Annotated in this window: 21 protein-coding genes; 9 read left to right on the plus strand and 12 right to left on the minus strand. The window is 42.2% G+C overall.

Annotation, left to right across the window (positions count from 1 at the left end; all coding sequences use genetic code 11):
* The first annotated feature begins 96 nt into the window (after positions 1 to 96).
* The 4 genes from J2128_RS08380 (at position 97) to J2128_RS08395 (ending at position 4040) form a co-directional block, all read left to right on the plus strand.
* Positions 97 to 924, plus strand: a complete 828-nt coding sequence (locus J2128_RS08380) for an AraC family transcriptional regulator (RefSeq protein WP_209690673.1) — start codon at positions 97 to 99, stop codon at positions 922 to 924.
* A gap of 171 nt (positions 925 to 1095) precedes the next feature.
* Positions 1096 to 1422: a type II toxin-antitoxin system PemK/MazF family toxin gene (locus J2128_RS08385; RefSeq protein WP_209690674.1), complete on the plus strand. Its 327-nt coding sequence runs from the start codon at positions 1096 to 1098 to the stop codon at positions 1420 to 1422.
* A 509-nt stretch (positions 1423 to 1931) separates the two neighbouring features.
* Entirely contained in the window at positions 1932 to 3557 is a 1626-nt protein-coding gene (locus J2128_RS08390; protein ID WP_209690675.1) for a methyl-accepting chemotaxis protein, read from the plus strand.
* 18 nt (positions 3558 to 3575) lie between these two features.
* Positions 3576 to 4040, plus strand: a complete 465-nt coding sequence (locus tag J2128_RS08395) for a chemotaxis protein CheW (RefSeq protein ID WP_209690676.1) — start codon at positions 3576 to 3578, stop codon at positions 4038 to 4040.
* Between the two features lie 207 nt (positions 4041 to 4247).
* Here J2128_RS08395 and J2128_RS08400 read toward each other — a convergent pair whose 3' ends face one another.
* The 4 genes from J2128_RS08400 to J2128_RS08415 form a co-directional block, all read right to left on the minus strand.
* Positions 4248 to 4601, minus strand: a complete 354-nt coding sequence (locus tag J2128_RS08400) for a hypothetical protein (protein WP_209690677.1) — start codon at positions 4599 to 4601, stop codon at positions 4248 to 4250.
* 271 nt (positions 4602 to 4872) lie between these two features.
* On the minus strand, positions 4873 to 5517 hold the full coding sequence (locus J2128_RS08405; RefSeq protein ID WP_209690678.1) for an NAD(P)H-dependent oxidoreductase: 645 nt from the start codon (positions 5515 to 5517) through the stop codon (positions 4873 to 4875).
* A gap of 206 nt (positions 5518 to 5723) precedes the next feature.
* Positions 5724 to 6875 (minus strand): PLP-dependent aminotransferase family protein, encoded by a 1152-nt coding sequence (locus J2128_RS08410; RefSeq protein ID WP_245323490.1) that lies wholly within the window; start codon positions 6873 to 6875, stop codon positions 5724 to 5726.
* Positions 6835 to 6984: a hypothetical protein gene (locus J2128_RS08415; RefSeq protein ID WP_209690680.1), complete on the minus strand. Its 150-nt coding sequence runs from the start codon at positions 6982 to 6984 to the stop codon at positions 6835 to 6837. The genes J2128_RS08410 and J2128_RS08415 overlap by 41 nt, the downstream gene beginning before the upstream one ends.
* A gap of 29 nt (positions 6985 to 7013) precedes the next feature.
* On the opposite strand from J2128_RS08415, the gene J2128_RS08420 reads away from it, so the two are divergent.
* Together J2128_RS08420 and J2128_RS08425 are read left to right on the plus strand one after the other, a co-directional pair.
* Entirely contained in the window at positions 7014 to 7853 is an 840-nt protein-coding gene (locus tag J2128_RS08420; RefSeq protein WP_209690681.1) for a 4Fe-4S dicluster domain-containing protein, read from the plus strand.
* A gap of 235 nt (positions 7854 to 8088) precedes the next feature.
* A complete protein-coding gene (locus J2128_RS08425; protein ID WP_209690682.1) occupies positions 8089 to 9216 on the plus strand; it encodes an aminotransferase class I/II-fold pyridoxal phosphate-dependent enzyme in 1128 nt (375 codons plus the stop codon).
* Positions 9217 to 9319: 103 nt separating this feature from the next.
* Here the strand turns inward: J2128_RS08425 and J2128_RS08430 are convergent, their stop codons facing one another.
* Positions 9320 to 9988 (minus strand): trimeric intracellular cation channel family protein, encoded by a 669-nt coding sequence (locus tag J2128_RS08430; RefSeq protein WP_245323493.1) that lies wholly within the window; start codon positions 9986 to 9988, stop codon positions 9320 to 9322.
* 198 nt (positions 9989 to 10186) lie between these two features.
* On the opposite strand from J2128_RS08430, the gene J2128_RS08435 reads away from it, so the two are divergent.
* The gene (locus tag J2128_RS08435; protein WP_209690683.1) at positions 10187 to 10528 is read left to right on the plus strand and encodes a DUF134 domain-containing protein; all 342 of its coding nucleotides are present in this window, start codon (positions 10187 to 10189) and stop codon (positions 10526 to 10528) included.
* Between the two features lie 139 nt (positions 10529 to 10667).
* A complete protein-coding gene (locus J2128_RS08440) occupies positions 10668 to 10919 on the plus strand; it encodes a DUF5320 domain-containing protein (protein ID WP_209690684.1) in 252 nt (83 codons plus the stop codon).
* Positions 10920 to 10994: 75 nt separating this feature from the next.
* Here the strand turns inward: J2128_RS08440 and J2128_RS08445 are convergent, their stop codons facing one another.
* A complete protein-coding gene (locus J2128_RS08445) occupies positions 10995 to 11939 on the minus strand; it encodes a magnesium transporter CorA family protein (RefSeq protein ID WP_209690685.1) in 945 nt (314 codons plus the stop codon).
* A 365-nt stretch (positions 11940 to 12304) separates the two neighbouring features.
* Between J2128_RS08445 and eif1A the strand changes: the two genes are divergently transcribed.
* Positions 12305 to 12622 (plus strand): translation initiation factor eIF-1A, encoded by a 318-nt coding sequence (gene eif1A / locus J2128_RS08450; RefSeq protein ID WP_209690886.1) that lies wholly within the window; start codon positions 12305 to 12307, stop codon positions 12620 to 12622.
* A gap of 76 nt (positions 12623 to 12698) precedes the next feature.
* On the opposite strand, the gene J2128_RS08455 is transcribed toward eif1A, so the two are convergent.
* The 6 genes from J2128_RS08455 to J2128_RS08480 are packed head-to-tail and all read right to left on the minus strand — an operon-like array spanning position 12699 to position 16520.
* The gene (locus J2128_RS08455) at positions 12699 to 13508 is read right to left on the minus strand and encodes a hypothetical protein (protein ID WP_209690686.1); all 810 of its coding nucleotides are present in this window, start codon (positions 13506 to 13508) and stop codon (positions 12699 to 12701) included.
* A complete protein-coding gene (locus J2128_RS08460; RefSeq protein ID WP_245323496.1) occupies positions 13505 to 13870 on the minus strand; it encodes a hypothetical protein in 366 nt (121 codons plus the stop codon). Before J2128_RS08460 ends, J2128_RS08455 begins: the two co-directional genes overlap by 4 nt.
* Before the next feature lie 58 nt (positions 13871 to 13928).
* Positions 13929 to 14312, minus strand: coding sequence for a hypothetical protein (locus J2128_RS08465; RefSeq protein WP_209690687.1), 384 nt, complete (start codon positions 14310 to 14312; stop codon positions 13929 to 13931).
* Positions 14300 to 14830 carry a hypothetical protein gene (locus tag J2128_RS08470; protein ID WP_209690688.1) on the minus strand — a complete coding sequence of 177 codons (531 nt, stop codon included), beginning with the start codon at positions 14828 to 14830 and terminating at the stop codon, positions 14300 to 14302. Before J2128_RS08470 ends, J2128_RS08465 begins: the two co-directional genes overlap by 13 nt.
* Positions 14824 to 15903: a hypothetical protein gene (locus J2128_RS08475; protein WP_209690689.1), complete on the minus strand. Its 1080-nt coding sequence runs from the start codon at positions 15901 to 15903 to the stop codon at positions 14824 to 14826. Before J2128_RS08475 ends, J2128_RS08470 begins: the two co-directional genes overlap by 7 nt.
* Positions 15900 to 16520, minus strand: coding sequence for a hypothetical protein (locus J2128_RS08480; protein ID WP_209690690.1), 621 nt, complete (start codon positions 16518 to 16520; stop codon positions 15900 to 15902). Before J2128_RS08480 ends, J2128_RS08475 begins: the two co-directional genes overlap by 4 nt.
* Positions 16521 to 16536 lie beyond the last annotated feature (16 nt).

Raw genomic sequence — 16536 nt, forward strand, 5'->3', positions numbered from 1 at the left:
ATATTGCCAAAATTTAGCATAATATTGATATGATGTTGATTTATGAAGGTCAATCAGGATTATTTTTATAAAAAAATGCCGGACACCGGTTTTGGCGTGGATATTTTTCAGAGGTCAGATCTGAGTGCCGGAATGATACTGCGCAGGCACTGGCATGAGCATATGCAGTTGTATGTTATCCTTTCAGGAAACGCTTTTCTTGAATGCGGAAAGTACCGGTTTCAGGCGACTGCCGGAGATATTGCCGTCATTAACAGCAATGAGCTCCATTATCTTCAAAGTCTTTCGGATGATTTGAATCTCTATGTTATCCGGGTGGATCTGCCTTTTCTTTTTAGCAGCCAGGTGGATTTGTGCCAGACAAAATTCCTCGTGCCTTTGTCACAGAACTACATTACCTTTCGTAACCTGATTCACAATGACAGGCAGGTTTTTGAATGTGTCTCTGATATTATTAAGGAGTATTATTCACGAGATTTGGGCTATGAGCTCGCGGTAAAATCTTCGATTTATAGGCTTCTTGTTCTGCTGCTCAGAGGACACGTCGAAAAAATACTATCTCCCAAAGAATTTTCAGCGAGGATAAGTAACCTCAGACGGTTTGACTCGGTTTTGCAGTACATCAGCAATCATTATGCCGAAAAAATATCGGTAAGCGATCTCGCAAAAAATGCAAATATAACAGTATATTATTTCTGCCGGATCTTTAAGCAGATCACCGGAAAAACTATGACTAATTACCTGAATGAATTCAGGCTGGAAAAATCCACGGATTTTCTGAAGAAAAACGACTTGAACATTACGGAAATCGCACGACAGTGCGGTTTTGACTCTGTGAACTATTACAGCAGGTTATTCCACAGATATTATCACGTTTCACCGACAAAATTCAGAGAAACCTGCTTTTATAATCATAATCTGTAGTTATTGTCCCTGAAATTTTATTGCCTGACCCGGACTTATATCCCTTTTGGCCTTACGTTTTGGGACTATCTGAAATGCCGGATGAAGGCTTGGAGGTCTTTGGGATTTAAGACCGGTTTAATTTCATGCCGTCAGTTTAATGCATGATAAAAGCCGATAAAAAAATGTAAAATGCCTGAATTTTTTCCTGGAGACGTTGTTCTTGCCCCTGTGCGTTTCGGGGGAAACAGTGGTGTCAAAACAAGACCTGCAGTTGTTCTCGGTTCTGAAGGCGTTTTTGTAAAAATATGCCCTGTTACAAGCCATCTCCCAAGAGACTGCCCTTTGGTGGCACTTGATCTTGACGATTTCGAAAAAGGCGGTCTGAGTCTTTTTGACGAAAGTTACATCCTTGTGAATAATATAACAAAAATCCGCAAAAATGAAGTCGTTGGAAAGAAGGGAAGACTGACCCCGGAAAAGGTAAGCTGTATTTCGTCGATGATAACTTTAAGGTAAACAGTCTGCCTTTAATATGTTTTTTTGCGATTGTTTACTGCTTCAGTCGTCCTGTTTAAACTTAAGTAATCTTAACGGCAGGATTTAAAAAATGAGGTCATACTAAAATATTTATTTTACATCCAGAAATTATACTTAAAATAAAAGTTATCTCACAAAAATTGTTTGTTAAGGTAATATATTGGATATAGTATGTATTTAATTAAAAAAAATATAGTTATCTTAAAAATGGTATAATCTTATTTCAGAATTATATTCCTATCCAAAGAAATATGTTCAATGTATTTCTTGCAACAATTGAAATAGGTATTTAATAGTTTCCGGGAATCATTATCACGTAACAGTTCATATTTCATTCCATGGGGTGGTTTAGCGGAGAGTTAAGAAGATAGATATATCCTGCAGGTGTCTTTTTTCTTTTCTTAGTGCTTTTGTTATTGGAGGCATCTTCTGTTTAAACCACCCGGATGCTGGTAATTTAACCAGGTTAACATGGAGTGATTTCACAGATGTCAGAAATATCAAAACTTGAAGAAATATTGTCAGTGTTAAACAGTGGCGACCGTGCAAATAAGCTGAACCCTTCTGAATTCGGGGATGAATTCAGGGGTATTGTGAATGAAATAAATACTCTTCTTGAAGGTCTGGAAGCAGTATCCGATACTGCCGATATTCTGGACTCAATGTCCGATAATGACTATACAAAAAGAGTGGACGGCAATTATGCAGGGCTTTACGGCAGGCTTGCAGAGTCCACGAATCTTGTACTGGAGCGGCTTTTAACTCTCCAGAAGGTAGCGGGAGATATATCGGAGGGCAATTTTTCTGATCTTGAAAAATTCCGCAGCATTGGGTCGGGGAAAGGTAAGAGATCTGAAAACGACAGAATTGTTCCTGCCTTTATCTGCATGATGGAAGCAATACAGAATGTAACCCAGGAAGTAGAGATTCTCGGCAGCAATGCTTCTGAAGGAAAACTCGACTACAGAAGCAACGCTTCGGCTCACAAAGGTGCATTCGGAGGGCTTGTCGAATCTGTCAACAAGACAATCGATTCGTTTGTAATTCCGATGAACGAATCCATACGCGTATGCAGAAAGTACGCGGATGCTGATTTTACGGCACGTTTTTCGGATGATTTCACCGTAAGGGGAGATTTTGAAACATTTAAAACTGCGGTAAACAATATCGGAGAATCTGTTTCGGTTTCACTGTCAGTAACAAGCAAAGTTACAAGTCAGGTCGTCGAAAACTCAAACGAGGTAACTAAAGGGACAGATGAGGTTGCAAAGGCCACGGAGGGTGTTGCAAATGCAAGCCAGAAGACCGCAGACCTTACAAGGTCGCTGCTCGGAAATATTGATGATATTACGAAGCAGATCTCCGACCTTTCGGCTTCAAACGAAGAGATTGCAAGTACTTCGCAGGAAGTATACAATGCAGCAAATCATGTTGTTGACGTCGGCAAAGAGACCCAGAACCTTGCGAATACCACAAACGGTAAGATGGGCGGTGTTGAAAAGATTGCAAAGGAAAGTGTCGTGGAAATACAAAGCCTTACTGAACAGGTAAAAGAGGTAGGAAAAATAGTCAAGCTGATAAATGACATTGCCGGGCAGATTAATCTTTTAGCGCTGAACGCTGCAATTGAAGCCGCACGAGCAGGTGAGCACGGAAGAGGTTTTGCAGTCGTTGCAGGTGAAGTAAAAAATCTGGCGGCTGAAGCAAGGTCTGCCACGGACTCGATTGAAAAAGTGGTGTCCGCTGTCCAGGAGGAAAGCGAAAAGACTGCGAAGGCAATAATGCTTGCTAATACCGAGATTATCGACGGTGTCGAGAGTGTGAACAAGACGCTTGAAGCGCTTAATACAATCATTAAGAGTGCAGGTCAGGTCACCCATGACATAGGGGAGATAACAAAGGCAATAGAAGACCAGGCCTATATTGCAAACAATATAGTCAATGCGGCTGAAATAAGCAACAAGATGACAAAGGATGTCCAGAAAGAGTCAGAAGAGCTTGCGGCACTTGCCGAAGAATCAAGCGCCTCGGTAGAGGAAATAGGAAGTGCGGTTCACGAGGTCAACGCTCTTATAAAGGAGCTTGACGAGGCCAACTCTCATTTCAGGTATTAAAGGGGGCATGTACTGAAAATGTCTTCCATAAATGTCGTGCAGTTTGAGATATCTGGCATAAATTATGCCATAGATATCAACACTGCCCGTGAAATAGTTGAAATGATGCCTATTACTCCTGTCCCCAGGTCTCCTGAGCATATCGCCGGAATTATCAATCTAAGGGGCGAAATAACGAACGTAATGAATTTAAACTGCCTTATGGGTCTGGACTGCGGAAAAGACTATGTGAACCGGAAGATAATTGTTCTCGTCCCCGAGACTACGGGCGGCAGCAGTGTAGGTCTTATTGTCGACGATGTCCAGAGTGTCCTCCAGGTAAATGAGGAGGATATCGACCAGATGGACTCGTCTCTGTCAAAAGAGGCTTTTGTCAAGGGTATAATAAAAATGGGAAATGCAGGCAGCACAAAAAAAGACCTTGTAATCTGGATTGATATTGAAAAAATACTCGGGGAAGCTCTTGCCGGAAGGTGCATGTGATTTGTATTCCGGATAATCCGGAAGATAAATCCCTTTACTTTTTACAGTTTGTTTTTGCTGAAATTTTCTTTCGTAATAGCAAAAACGTGATACTAAAAAATCAGGAGTCAGCCGGGAGAAAAATTTAAAGTTTTTGTTATTCCTTTGCTGATTTCAAATAAGCCTCCCTAAAGCCTGCGATTATTTTTTGGAGGGGCAGATCTGTGTTTAGTCAGGATCAGGAATATAAACGGGACTTATATTGCTTTCAAGATCATCTATAAGATCCTCTGCGTAAGAGATTCCGTTCCTGTTAAGGCGCCATTTCATGCCTGACATGGTAGATTCGTCAATGATATAGTTCTTCTCCGTAAGCTCTTCGATTGCGAGCATAATTTCATTTTTGGAGATCGAACATTTCCTTTCTATATCCTGTCTTATGACACTTTTTTTTCCTTTGTCACCAAGTATATATAAAGCCATGAACAATTTATCCAGCCTTTTTTTATCCGGCTTTACACCCTTTTTTCCATACTGCCTGTCGTAATGATCAAAGGCAGATTTAATCGTTTTGATTGCCAATATATCACCTATTATGGGATATTCCCCTTGGTCGGGTTTTAAATTATCACATTAGTTTTTCTCTTAAAGATAATATTGTTTTTGAGAGGTACTTTAAAAAACGCGGTAAGACATTTATCTTAGATTAAGATAGCACCGCAGGCTTTGTGCAGACGCATGCCTATAGTACATTCGGGGATAAGAAATAAACGAAAATCCGGTATTTTCTGATTTTTGCACCCTGAGCACTGGTGAGGAAGTTAAAAAAATTGGAATCTTCGTTTTTGAATTGTTATTTTAGATTTTTAAGCACTTTTTCAAATCTTTCAAGCTCTGATTTTACTCTTTTGTCGTCCATTGATGATGCACTGAATATGTAGAATATGTCATAATTTTCTATTCCGGTAAACTCAAGTGTGGAATGCCATAAGGTCATAAGGTGGACCTCCAGGTCACCGTTGATTCCGTATTTTGTGTACAGCTCCTTCGGCGAGCCGACGGTTACGGAAATCAGTGCCTTTTTTCCTGCCAGAAAACCCTTATCAAAGAGGCGTCCTTTACCCAGGTCTACTACAAATCCCTGTGCAAAAACCCTGTCAAACCACCCTTTAAGAATTGCCGGGCAGCTGCTCCACCATATCGGGAACTGAAAGATTATGGTATCCGCCCATTTTACCTTCTCAATCTCCTCTGCGATGTCAGGACTGAAGGTGCCTTTTTCATATGCATTCATCTGCTCCTTCGGGATTACAAGTTTTTCTTTGTCAGTCCTGTCCGGAAAATCTTCCCCGTCAAGTGCGGCCTTAAAATGCATTGCGTAGAGGTCGGATACTTTTACAGAGTGTCCCTCTTTTTTGAGAACCTCCACGGCGAAGTCTTTAAGGGTCCCGTTAAGTGATTCAGGCTCGGGATGAGCATATACAATCAGTACTTTCATAATCAGTATCCCCCCGGGATTTATGATTTAGACTTGTGCTGACAATATTTTAATCCTGTGGTCACGGGGGGCATAAGATAAAACAGGCAGTCAGGAAATGGACCGGGGAATTATATAGAAAAAAGTTGTCATTTGCGTTTTTTTGACTATTATAAGTAAAAAAAAGTAATAAACTGAGACTGGAATCTGTTCAGGGGTCAAAAAAATTAAAAATCGTCTATAGCCGCTTTAAGCCTTTTCATTCCTTCAGCAATCTCGTCTTCGGACGGGGACGAAAAGTTTAGCCTTACGTTGTCTTCTCCGCCTTTTCCTGTGTAAAAAGGAATTCCCGGAAGAACAGAAACTTTTTTCTCAAGACCCCTGTCAAATAGCTTCAGGGAGTTTATGCCTTTCGGAAGGGTCAGGAGCATGAACATCCCGCCTTTCGGGTCGGTTCTTATTACATCCCCAGGCAAAATGTCATCGCAGAGGTCGCACATAAGCCTGCATTTTCTTTTGTATATTGAATTAATCTTTTTTATATGGTTGTCAATGTCAGCTTTTCCAAGGTAATGGTGCATTATTTTCTGGCATAAAAAATTTGAATGAAGATCCGCGGCCTGCTTTGCGCAGTCAAATTTTTTGATAATTTCGCATGGTGCGTAAATCCATCCCATTCTCATCCCGGGAGCGATAATTTTCGAAAAAGATCCGCTCATTATTGTATTGTCGTATGCAAATTTCTTTACCGGGGGAATCGGCCTGTTGTCAAATGAGAGTTCACCGAAGGCGTCGTCCTCGTAAAAAATTCCTTTTGTTTCAGTGAGAATTTCAGCAATTTCTCTTCTTCTTTCCGTTGAATAAGACCTGCCTGACGGGTTCTGGAAATTCGGTATGCCATAGAAGAATTTGGGTTTTTCTTTTTCAAAAAGCTCCCTGAAACCGTTAGCGGAAATGCCTTCCCCGTCCATTTCAACGCCTTTAAATGACGGCTGGTACATTGAAAAAGCCTCTATTGCGCCGAGATAACCTGGTTTTTCTATGCCTACGAAATCGCCTTTGTCAAGAAAAATTTTGGCTGTAAGGTCAAGACATTGCTGCGAGCCGTTCACAATTCTTATCTCGTCTGCGCACGCAGGGATTCCAAGCCTTTTTTTGTATCTTTCGGCAATATATTCTCTTAGAGGAAGATACCCGGTAGTCGTCGTATACTGAAGCGCTTCTCTTCCTTCATTTTCAAAAACGTCCTGCGCCGCATTTTCTATGCCTTTGACGTCAAGAAGATTTTTATCCGGAAGACCACCTGCAAAAGAGATTATTTCAGGGTCGTTTGAGACATCAAAAAGTCTGTTCAGAAAGGACTCCTTTTGTGTGTTCATCCTTTCTGCAAAGGAGTAATTCATCGTCGTTTATTGTTTTGGCGTTCTGCCCTGATAATTTTTGGGCAGCGTTTACCGCAGGCGGGCAGTTTGCACCCATGGTTATCATATTTATTCCTCAAAGTCAATATACTCCGTATGGGAAAGGAAAACCGCTTTGGCATTTTAAAGGAGCAGGACAAAAAATTCCGGACAATAAGAATACGTGCCCCGGCAGGTAACCTTAATTCAAAAGAGCTGGCATTGATATCCTCGGTTTCCGGTAAATACGGGCGTGGAGAAGTATGTTTTACATCAAGGCTTAATGTTGAGATTCCATATGTGCCGTTTGATAAACTGAATGATGCAGTATCTGAACTTGAAGCGGGAGGGCTTGTTATAGGCGGGACAGGCGCTTCTGTAAGGGCGGTATTTGCGTGCAAAGCGGCTTTTTGTCCCCACGGGATAATAAACAGCAGAGAAGCTGCACTTAAGATTGAGGAGAAATTCGGAGGCAGAAAACTTCCGGTAAAGTTCAAGGCTGCAATCTCTGGATGCCCCAACAACTGCGGGCGTGCGCAGCTTAACGATCTCGGGTTTGTTGCGTTTTTAACGCCTGAAGTCCTGACTTCCCAAAGCTGCGACGGTTGCGGTCTGTGCATATCCGTATGCAAGGAGGATGCGATATCCCTGAATGATCCCAAAGACGGAATTTCGATAGACTATTCATTGTGTGTCTCATGCGGAGACTGCGTCCGTGCCTGCAAAAAAGGAAACATCACCCCCGGAAAAAAAGGTCTGCATGTATATATCGGCGGACGCGCCGGGAGGGAGATAAAGTCCGGCATTCTTTATGAAAACGAAATTTCAGAGGGCGATATAACTGATTTTGCAGGGAAAGTAATCGATTATATTGACGATGAGTGCACTGGGCATGAGCGTCTGTGTTCTCATCTTGAAAGGGTGGGTATCGAAAAGCTTGCGCACCGCCTCGGGTAAACGGATAAACGTATTTTAAGAATGCTGGAATTCTGATATAAAAAAATCCCCTTCTATCCAGCGCATTTTTAAATTTTTGTCAGTTTTCTGTGAAACGACATGACATCTCTTCTAAAACAGACCCGAACTTTTGAAAATTCTACTTCTAAATCCGGTAAAACAGGAGGTATTTACTGAATGTCAATATTTTTAAGCGTAAAAAAGTATATGTTTTGAGTACAGATATGAAAATGATATGAAAATTGACGATTTTCAGCTTGAGAAGTATCTTGAAAAGTATGAGTTTTGTGCACCTTATCTTCTGTGCACTTCAGACTGCCAGTCAATGTCGGCAAAAGAGCTTCTTGAATTTTGCAAAGAGCCTTTTGAATCATATTTGGACGTATGGCTTGGGTATACGGAGACAAAAGGCTCCCCTTCCCTTAGAAGAGCAATCTCGTCGGTTTACACTTCCATAACCCCTGATGAGATTATTACTTTTTCAGGTGCCGAAGAAGGGATATTCGTCTTCATGAATGCCGCGTTAAGCCCGGGAGACAATATAATCGTAATGCACCCCGGCTACCAGTCGCTTTATGAGATAGCGAAGTCGATAGGGTGCTCGGTGACTTTCTGGGAAATGCGTGAGGAGGACGATTGGAAGCCGGATCTAAGTGTCCTCAGGTCACTTATACGCGAGAATACGGCAGCAGTTATACTGAATACACCGCACAACCCAACAGGTTACAATTTCTCAAAGGATGATTTGGAGGATATAGTAAAAATAGCATCTGAACATTCGTTGTACCTGTTTTCGGATGAGGTGTACCGCGGCATTGAATACAGTATTTCCGACCGTCTTCCCGCCGTCGCCGATTCGTACTCAAAGGGAGTGTCCCTTGGGGTCATGTCAAAGGCGTACGGGCTTGCCGGACTCAGGGTCGGCTGGATTGCGTCAAAGGACAGTGAACTGATGGAGGGCATTGCAGGGTTCAAAAATTACACGTCAATATGCCAGAGTGCGCCATCGGAATTTCTCTCTGAGATTGCAGTTAAAAACAGTGAAAAGCTGATTGAAAGAAATCTTGAAATTATCCGCGGAAACCTGAAACTCCTTGACGGATTCTTTTTGAAATACAGGGATATTCTTGGCTGGGTAAGGCCAAAGGCCTCATCAATAGGTTTTGTCAGGATTAAGACCGGTGAGAATGCCGATTCCTTCTGCATGGACGTGATGAAAAAGGCCGGGGTTCTTCTCCTTCCTTCAACCGTGTACGGCTTTTCAAATACCCATTTCAGGATAGGGTTCGGGAGGGCGGACATGAAGGACGCCCTCGTGAAATTTGAGGAGTACCTTGATGAAAAATACCATATCAAGCAATAGAATTAAACAATAGCAAATTCAGTCTGAAACCAAAATATTCTCTTTAGAATATTCTTTTTAATAAAGTCAAATTTAATAAAAGCAAAATGATGCTCTCAAAAATTTATTTTTGGTGATTATGGTCCTGTTTTAAATTGCTTTCTTTTCCGGCAAAAAGCAGCCATTTCGGGTACCTTAGGTTCCACCTGATTGCTGCGACACGGATAATGAAAACTACCAGAATTGCAGTAATAGCGCTTACAGTCTTAAGGGCTGGCAGCAGGTAGAGCATACAGACGTACATTACTCCTCCTATCAGGATAGGCGTTGCATAAAGCTCCTGCTTTAAGACAAGATTAGGTCTGTCGGTTAAGATGTCTCTCATAATACCGCCTGAGATACCTGTAACTACACCCATAATTACAGCAACGCCTGGGCTGAATCCAAGGGTAAGCGTTTTGTCTATCGCCTGGACGTTGAAAAGGGATACTCCGAGTGCATCAAGATGCAGCAGCGGTTTATGTGTTTTCCAGAAATAGTCCTCGAGAAAAAATGCAGCAATCGCTGCAGCCACCGCAATCCAGACATATTCAAAGTGTTGTATCCAGAATACCGGAGTATCGATTATCACGTCCCTTAAAGTACCTCCGCCGAGAGCGGTCACAAGAGCTATTATGGCTATGCCAAATATATCCATGCCTCTTTTTGCCCCGGCGAGGACTCCGGTAACTGCAAAAACAGCAATTCCTATTACTCCTATAGCGTAGTTCAAAGGGCCGAGTTCTATTATCATTCCAGTCTGCCGGATAAATTATCATCCTTTTAATGCTATAAACTAAACGGGGGGGCGGTTTATACTCCTGGGGGATGCTTTTTTAAAACATGAAAATATTATTAATAAAACATAAGCTTTGGCACTGTTAAAATGCAGAAGCAGCGGATTTTTGGCAGGATTAAAATTCTTTGAAACCTTTGAAATATTTGTGATACCATGACTGAAGAGACAAACGGAAACTGCGGTGAAGGCAGGTGCAGGAGGGGAAGGGGAAGGCCAAGAGCAAAAAGAATAATGAACGGCGCATGCAGAAGGGGATGTTTTGCACCTTACGAAAATGAGGAATTTTCCGGCAGAGAAACTGTGTTTCTTCTTCCTGAAGAGATGGAGGCTGTAAGACTTGTAGACCTCCTGGATAATGACCAGGAGGCGGCTGCTGAAATCATGGGTGTATCACGGCGTACACTCTGGAGGGACCTGCATAATGGCCGGAAAAAAATTGCTGATGCACTTGTCAACGGAAAAAGGCTTGAGATTGTACCCGGAAACGAAGATTAAGAGATTTTTTATCTGACCGATAGTTTTATTTTGCACATATGAGTAATAATATACTACAGGCAGGGTGAAGAACACCTATTGATCTGAAAGAGGAAATATCACGTTCCGCAAATCTTCAGCCTGCCGGGGAGAGATAAAAATGCCAGGATTTGACAGAACCGGCCCAAGGGGCTGTGGCAGGATGACCGGAAGAAGACTCGGTCAGTGTAGCAGAGATTTGACGGAAAAAATAAGTGAGTCCGGTGAGGAGACCGGGATTCCGGAGACTTCTCCTATTGAAAACCCGGATAATGTAGTATACGGGGCGGGCCGCGGTGGAGTTCCTTACGGATGTGGTCAGGGCTTCTGCGGAGGGAGATCAGGAAGAGGTCGCCGCCGCAGATGTATTTAAAAAAAATAAAAAAAGGTTTTAAAGCCATTTCAGTTAAACCTCCTGTAAAACCATAATAAACCCGTCTTTTATTTTTTAAATAAACTCTTTTTTCCACATGATTATCCCAAGTGACACTGATATAAGAAGGGACAAAATGAACAGGAGCATGGTCATATTAGGACTGCTCTGAAACGGAAGAGGGACGTTCATACCGAAAAAACTGGAGATCATTGTTGGAATTGAGAGTATAATCGTTACTGACGCCAGAATTTTCATTATCTGGTTCATATTGTTGTTGATGATGGATGCAAATGCGTCCATCATTCCGGAAAGTATGTTTGAATAGATATTAGCCATCTCAATAGCCTGTTTGTTCTCTATAATTACGTCTTCCAGAAGGTCTGTATCGTCCTCATACATCCTTATTGGACGGAATTTAAGGATTTTTTCAAGTACGACCTCATTTGCCTTCAGCGACGTTGAGAAATAAACAAGACTTTTTTCAAGGTCTAAAAGCTCAATTAACTCCTGGTTTTTCATTGATTTGTGCAGGAGCTCTTCAACCTGGTCTGTTTCCCTGTCTATAATTCTCAGGTATTTCAGGAAGTACTGGGCATTTTTATAAAGCAGCTGCAAAAGGAACCTGGTTCTTTTATATGTAAAACAATTCGGGATTTTCCCTTCCCTGAATTCGTCGAGAACTGAGTTGTTTTTAAGACACACTGTCACTATGAATTTTTCGTTTATGACTATTCCGAGAGGCAGGGTGTCGTAAAGAAGAACATCGCCGTCACCGGTTTTTTCAGGAGTATCAATAATTATCAGGGTATTGCCGTTTTCAAATTCTGTCCTTGGCCTTTCCTCTTCATCAAGGGCTGCCTTGAGATATTCTACGGGAAGACCGGTAGACAGGGACACCTCCTGAAGTTCTGACTGGTCGGGAGATGAAAGATGTATCCAGACACCGTGTTCAATTTTATCATGTTTTTCAGGGCGATTCAAGTCCTCTGTTTTAGGTGTCAGGTATATTTCTTTCATTTTTCAACAGACTTCCTGATTTTGGTTGCCTTATCCGGGTTGATTATTTTGAACTGTTTACGATTATATTTATTGTTGTAGGCATTTTAAATGCTTATATAGAAAGGGTATGTCTATACTTTGAAGTTACCTCTCTAATATAATTTGTTACTGATTAATATATACTAAATATTGATTCCGGGCGTATATATTTAAAAATCAGAATACCTATCCGTTAAAATTGTTTTTCGCAGTTTTCGTGATTTTCATGAATTAAAATATTTAAGAAGAGCAGAAAAATGAAAAATGTCAGTATCAAAATATACCCTGATAAGAATTGATATATTTAATAAGCGCTAATATGTATAAAATCGGAGTTGGAATTTCTGGTAGATAATAAGAAAAAAAGAGGACCTGGAGCAGGGGGGGACGTAATAGTACGTGTACGTCTCCCAAATAAACGGAACAAGGAGCAGTTTGCAACAGCGGACTTAATGCTGGGGGCAAATCATATCAGGGTGAGAAGCTATGATGGTGTAACCCGCGTGGGTCGCATCAAGGGAAAAATTAAGAAAAGGGTATGGATCCGTGAAGGTGATGTTCTTATAGTAGTTCCGTGGTCCTTCCAGGACGAAAAGTGTGATATTATATACAGATACACAAAGCCGCAGGTCGAGTGGCTGATGAGAAATAATTATCTGTGAATTTGATTCCGTTTTTTTATTTTTTAATTTTTGTTGAAAAAAAGTTATTCTGAAATATTAATATTACATTTTTCTTTTACAGATCTTCTATTTTTATGTTGTATTCTTTTATTACAAGCCTTTTTACTCCTGTAAAATTATAGGTGTTCGAACCGTAGTCCCCGAAATTCCCGCCTGAAAATGAGTCCCCGGTAAGGTAGTTTTTCCATGCCGCCGAGAGGTCGTCTGAACTGTCAGGACTGTAAGTAAGATATACCGGTACTGGACCTGTATTGTAACTCTCGTCAGTAACGGTGACGGGCTCACTGAGCATACTCATACGGACGTTTCCTATGCCGCTTAGTGAATAGTCCCTGTCAGCCGATATTTTTGTGAGGAGTATTACAAGCGTGCCTGCGGATTCGTCGTAATACCACCTCGGTTCTGCAACCATAACCGATCCTTCCTGGAATTTCTGGCGTGAGAGGACTGCACCGTTCTCTATAGTATATACTGCGTCACCCTCACCCGAAGTGTATCTTAGGTAACCGGGGCTGAACGTATAACTCTGTGAGTTGCCGGAGGAGTCGGGATAATCAAACATGAAGCTGTCTTTGGATTTTGAGGAATCAAAGGCGTCAAGAAAACCCCCTGAGACGCGTACTGCAAGGTCCCTGTAGGGAACGTTACTGTAGGTCAGTATCTTCATCTCGTTCTGCAAAGAGATCATGGTCTGCTCCATTGTCCTCTCGTCAGAGTTTATCTGCGACTGCAAAAGGAGCGGATACGCGTACAGAGTTACCATCGCAATCCCGGTAACCACGATTGAAAACATTATCAGAAATCCTATTGCTTCAGATACTCCGCTTTCACTGTCAGTTCTTTGAAATTCTGTTCCTGCCATCATACTCCTCCCGAGTCGTATGTAATTCTGTTTATGCCGGAGCCTGTGGTGTTTCCTGTAACCCCTCTTGTCGCCCCGATTCCGGCGATGGAAATTCTGCTCCTGATACTGCCGTCGGTTATGATGATTGTCTGGGACGCACCGGCCAGGTAAGGGTCCATTTTTACCCAATAATCTTTTCCGGCAACGTCATCCGGCAGGTCAAATTTAGTTGAAATTCTTCCTGTCTCGGGGGCGATGACGTATATGTCGACTATCCTTGCACTTACTCCGTTTCCTATATCGACAAATGAGTGGTATTTCAGGGTGTTTGACGGGTTTTCAATAAGTGAGGTGTTTGTTACTATCATGACGACGGTCAGCATGACAACAAGTACTGAGGTTATGAGAATGTACTCTACAATCGTGCTTACGGCTTCGTCGTTATTCCTTTTTTGGAAGAAGGTATGTTTCGTCGTATGATGTCACCCCGTTATTGTAGTGGATTACTGCTTCGGTATATGTATAGTATGAGTCAGAGTACCTGTTTTCTGTTATATTATACCATAAAACAGTGTCTTCCCTGTTCATTGCAAGATTCTGAAGGACTGTCATGTTTTCGGTTGTATCCCCGCCGTTTTCAGCGAGGTAGAGAATTTCAGCTCTAATGTCCTGAATCTCTGATTTTGGAAATTCAAGTACACCTTCCGATGTCGTCTGTCCGACCATCACGGACTGGTTTATGATTATTGCGAGGAAGAATATTCCGACGCTTATGATAAATCCCATCAGGACAATCCACTGTCCGTCGTCGTCTAGTCTCTCCACAGTAAAACCTCCAGCTTCAAAACTGTCTCCTTACCCTTCCAGTCGGCGGTCACGTATCTGCCGCAGCGGATAGCAGGACTTCTGCCCGGGTTATCGCCTTCACTGCTGTGCGCAAAAGGTACAGCCTTCACTGTTTTTGTTGTCTGGTCATAGTAGTATATTGTGGAGTTATACCTGAGAGAATTGACAAATGCTGTTGCTCCTGTGTTCATATCCAGGTAATTCTGAAAGGCGGAATTGAATTCAGATGCGGCCGGCCCGTCCGGGTCGGAATTTCCGCTTGCATTGCTTATTATTGAAGAAAGAACGTTTCCTTCCGTGTATGTGTCTTTCGTATCCATCATCAGAAGTGCGTCATTTCCAAGCTGTTCCAGCTGCATGTCCGGGATGTGGACGTCTCCGGGTGTTAAGACCATACCTGTCCCAAGGACCACATATGCGGAGACAAGCATAATCACGGCTGCCGTCAGTCCTTCAATAGTATAAAGCTGTCCTGAACATGAGAGGCTTTTTACCATATGCAGACCTCCATAACTCCGTCTGTTAGGTACGGCTTGGTCATATACGGTGAATCATAGTCATAAGAGAAGTTTCCGCCAATCATTTTGACTGTTGAATTTTTCTTGATCTCATATTCAAGGTTTAATTCAACCGATACTGTTGACGTGATTTCGGATGAGAACATCAGGCTTGGAAGAATCGTAAAGCCGATGTCCGAAATGTTTTTGTCTTCAATGGCGGTCTCGTTATAATTCATAGTGCGTGGGACGCCGTTTATTTTGTATATATACGAGCTGTTGTCAAAAGAATCATAAGCCATTGAGATTTTTGTACCGTCTTTAAGAAACCGTGCATTTACAAGGTTTACAGTATAGTTGTCAGATTCAGATTCCAGACTTTTGCTCAGGTTGTAAATTCTGAATGTCACAGGCTCCGTCTTCGGGTCTATCCTGTATTCGGCAGAAATGGTTTTGTCGTATAGAAGGGAGTAGTTGAACCTGCACTCGATTTTTTGTTCTATTTGCTTTGGAAACGATGATGACTTTATATTTTTGGTTGTATTCAGAAGGTCTGCCTGGATGTCAGCCGAGCTGTAATGTTTAATCTTTACAAGTCTCTTCATATACCCGTATCCTCCTTTCGGGACAGGCTCTCCGGCACAGAGAGTTGATGATGAACCGTCACGGAGGGATATATTGAACTGGTATCCAAAGTCTCCGAATATGGCTTTACTTCTGTATTCGTCTTCTGTAAAATTGAATTCAGTTGTACTGCTGAAGAATTTGTTAATCTTGTATGTCGAAAGTATATTTGGTGTCTGCGAAGATACGGAAAGTCCAAGCCTTTCTATTTCATCCTTGTGCTTTGAGTCTTTGAGCTCCCACGGAGTACCTGTCGGCCATCCCGGGTCTTCTGCAAGTATGACGGATGTTCTGTAAGAGACTGCGTCATAATCGACTGTAGAACTCTTTACATTAAGCAAAAGACCTGGGATCATGCTGATTACGAATATCAGGGCGACCAGAAATATTGTAAAGCCTGCAAGAAAGTCAACCGAAAGCATACCGGAATCATCGCTGACCGCCTTCAATTGATCACTTCCCCTGTATATGCGTCAATTTGTACTCCCTTTATGTCATCAGACTGCTCCGGAGTAATATAATATACTCCGTCTTCAAGAATTATGTAGAGCCTGTCGTCATATGACCTGTCAAACATCTCGTCAGTGTATCCTGCCTGTTTTTCCAGTATTTCAGACGGCATCATGACATCATCCGTCCTTATTGCGCTGTCGGGAAACGGACCGGGCCAGACCACTTCCTTAAGGCCTGAACTGCCGAGGTAGAGAAGAGTTGTGTTTTCCCCGTATTTTACACCGAATATCCAGGAATCTGCGTTCCCGTACCTGTTTACACCTGCACCTGCTATATTGGCAATCTGTATTTCACTGTCTTTTGCGGCTACATGATACCCGGTTTCTTCTGCTCCCGGAAAATCCGGGTTTACAGACGAATACAGTTTATCCAGAGCTTCTTTAAGGGAGATGTTACCTGTTTCTGTTATGCTGCCATGGTCACCCGTGAGTGTAGCGTCTCCCAGAAGGGATATGTTTTGGGTAGTGTTTTGGCTGTTCTGGCTGACGCATGCACACACAGTGCAGAAGCATATCATAAAAGCAGCCAGTATGAACGTTAATGCCCTTTTCAACAGAATCACGATCCAT

Origin of the sequence: Methanomicrobium sp. W14 (genome assembly GCF_017875315.1) — an archaeon.
Classification (GTDB): Archaea; Halobacteriota; Methanomicrobia; order Methanomicrobiales; family Methanomicrobiaceae; genus Methanomicrobium.